The sequence below is a fragment of the Kribbella sp. genome (assembly GCF_035687465.1).
GTDB lineage: Bacteria > Actinomycetota > Actinomycetes > Propionibacteriales > Kribbellaceae > Kribbella.
This window is the reverse complement of record NZ_DASRXP010000639.1, coordinates 1-2,991: the sequence shown is the minus strand read 5'-3', so window position 1 is coordinate 2,991 and position 2,991 is coordinate 1. Positions and strand designations below refer to the sequence as shown.

The 2,991-nt window shown below is 69.3% G+C and carries 2 protein-coding genes; both read left to right on the top strand.

The annotated features are described in order from the left end of the window. Positions 1–252: 252 nt before the first annotated feature. Positions 253–2,442, top strand: coding sequence for a putative cobaltochelatase (locus VFG33_RS34110; RefSeq protein WP_325057133.1), 2,190 nt, complete (start codon positions 253–255; stop codon positions 2,440–2,442). Further along, positions 2,442–2,991 (top strand): cob(I)yrinic acid a,c-diamide adenosyltransferase (cobO, locus tag VFG33_RS34105; protein WP_325057132.1); only part of this gene is annotated, 550 nt, incomplete at its 3' end. The genes VFG33_RS34110 and cobO, both read left to right, overlap by 1 nt.

Sequence of the window (2,991 nt, the reverse complement as noted above, 5' to 3'; positions counted from 1 at the left end):
TGAGGCAGCCTCGGTCATGTCCGGTGGGTGTGAACCTGGTCGCGGACGGGGGTGGCGGGGTGTGCCATGATCGAGCGGACAGGTGTGGAGGAACGCCGGTGACCGGGTTGACCGGGAGGCCGGGGCGGTCCCGCCACTGTGACCGGGAGACCGGAAAGCCAGAACATCCGCACTCTGTCCGCCGCGGCCCCCCGTGGCGTACCAGCTGTCGAAGCGGGCGTGGACACCCGCGGACGAAGGGACTCCCCGCCGATGCGGCCTGCGCCACCCTCGACCGGCTTCCCGTTCACCGCGGTGGTCGGGATGGAAGACCTTCAACTTGCGCTGATCCTCGCGACGATCTCGCCGGCGATCGGCGGCGTGCTGATCCGCGGCGAGAAAGGGACCGCGAAGTCGACCGCGGTCCGCGCCCTGACCGAGATCCTGCCCGCCGTCGAGGTGGTCGAAGGCTGCCGCTTCTCCTGCGACCCCGAACACCCTGCTCCTGACTGTCCAGACGCCCCACACCTCACCGCTCGCCCCCCGCAGAGCGTCACCGACCGCACCTGGCCGGACCTCACGGGCACCGCGCAGAGCGTCACCGAAAGCACTGTGCCGAACGGGGTTGCCCGGGCGGCGCGGTTGGTGGAGTTGCCGGTGGGGGCTACTGAGGATCGGGTGCTGGGGTCGTTGCACCTCGAGCGAGCGCTTTCTGAGGGGATCACCGCCTACGAACCCGGGTTGCTCGCTGCCGCGCACCGGGGACTCCTCTACGTCGACGAAGTGAACCTGCTGCACGACCACCTGGTCGACGTCCTGCTTGATGCGGCGGCGATGGGTCGCGCGACCGTCGAGCGGGACGGGGTGTCGATCACCCACCCCGCGCGGTTCGTGCTGATCGGCACGATGAACCCGGAGGAAGGCGAGCTCCGGCCGCAGTTGCTCGACCGGTTCGGCCTGACAGTGGACGTGGTCGCGAGCCGCGATCCTGCAGTACGGGTCGAGGTGATGCGGGCGCGGCTCAGCTACGAGGCGGATCCGGTCGCTTTCATCAGCCGGTACGACGCCGCGCAGCGCGAGTTGGCCGAGCGGATCGTCAAGGCGCAGTCGTTGTTGTCCGAGGTGATCCTGACCGATTCCGCGCTTCGGCAGATCGCCGAGATCTGCGCTGCGTTCGACGTCGACGGCATGCGCGCCGACCTGGTCACAGCCCGTACTGCGGTCGCCCATGCAGCGTGGTCCGGACGGACGGTCGTCGAGGTGGAAGACGTCAGAGCCGCGGCGAAACTGGCGCTGCCGCACCGCAAGCGGCGCAACCCGTTCGACGCCCCCGGCCTGGACGACGACCAACTCGAACAAGCGATCAAAGACAGCACCCCGCCCGAAGACCCGGACGACGACCCAGACGGCGGCAACGACCCGAGCCGTGACGATCAAGGGGAGCAGCCCGACCAGGCACAGGGCGACGGCGACGACCCCGGTCGCGACAACCGAGGCGACAACGACCGGACTGATCAGGCATCGGCCGACAACGCCGGGCCAGATCAAGTCGAGAGCGCGGAGAGCGCTCCTTCCGGTCCCGCAGACGACGCTGACCAGGACAAGGGAAGCGCTCTCTCCGGCGCTGCTCCGACTGGCCAAGTCGTGGGCAGCTCCGAGCCGTACAAGGCCCGCTTGCTGAGTGTTCAGGCTGCAGGCTCCGGCGTCGCCGGCCGCAGATCCCGCGCGATCACGGAGGTCGGCAGAGTGGTCGGCGACCGCGCCCGCGCAGGTCGCGAATCCGGCCGCCCGCACCTCCTCGCGACGATCCGCGCCGCCGCTCCACATCAGCATGCCCGCGGCCGGTCGGGACCAGGCCTTGCTGTCCGCCCGGCCGACGTCAGGCTCTCCGTCCGCGAAGGGCGCGAGGGCAACCTCGTGCTGTTCTGCGTCGACGCCTCCGGCTCGATGGGCACGAAGAAGCGGATGGGCGAGGTGAAGACCGCGATCGTTTCCCTCCTGCTCGACGCCTACCAGCGCCGCGACAAGGTCGGCCTCGTCACCTTCGCCGGAGCAACCGCCACCGTCGCCCTCCCGCCGACCGGCAGCGTCGAGGCCGCAGTACGGCGTCTGGAGTCGTTGCCGACCGGTGGTCGCACCCCGCTGGCTGAAGGACTTCTGCAAGCTGCGGACGTACTACGGATCGCCGCGATCCGGGATCCCCGCAGACGGCCCCTGCTGGTGCTCGTCACGGACGGGCGAGCGACGGCCGGCGAGAAGGCATTCGCACGGGCCAAGCAGGCGGCCGACTGGCTCGCACATCAGGGGATCGCCTCCGTCGTCGTGGATTGTGAGCCGCGTCGCGGGGTTCGGCTCGGTCTGGCGGGGGAGCTTGCGGTCGATCTCGGCGCGGAGTACCTGGATCTCGGTGAGGTTGCCGCGGGCAACTTGGTTCGCGCGGTCACGGATCGGAGGGCTGCCTGATGCCGAAGGGCCAGCCCGACGTCATACCGCAGGACGGGTTGACCACCAGGCAGCGCCGCAACCGGCCGCTGTTGATGGTGCACACCGGTGAGATGAAGGGGAAGTCGACGGCGGCGTTCGGGATGGCGTTGCGCGGCTGGAACCAGGGCTGGAACATCGGGGTGTTCCAGTTCGTCAAGAGCGCGAAGTGGAAGGTCGGCGAGGAGTCGGCGTTCAAGGCACTCGGTCAGTTGCATGAGGCAACGGGTGAGGGTGGCGCCGTCGAGTGGCACAAGATGGGTGAGGGCTGGAGCTGGTCCCGCAAGGCGGGGACCGAGGAGGACCATGCGGCGGATGCGCTCGAGGGCTGGCGCGAGATCCAGCGCCGGATGGCGGCCGAGACGCACGATCTCTATGTGCTGGACGAGTTCACCTACCCGATGAAGTGGGGCTGGGTGGACGTCGACGAGGTGGTCGACACCCTCGCGAATCGTCCCGGTCACCAGTACGTCGTGATCACCGGCCGGAACGCGGACCAGCGACTGATCGAGGCGGCCGACCTGGTCACCG

Coding starts and splice junctions, on each gene's coding strand:
- VFG33_RS34110 (WP_325057133.1), top strand. CDS start 253: ATGCGGCCTGCGCCACCCTCGACCGGCTTCCCGTTCACCGCGGTGGTC.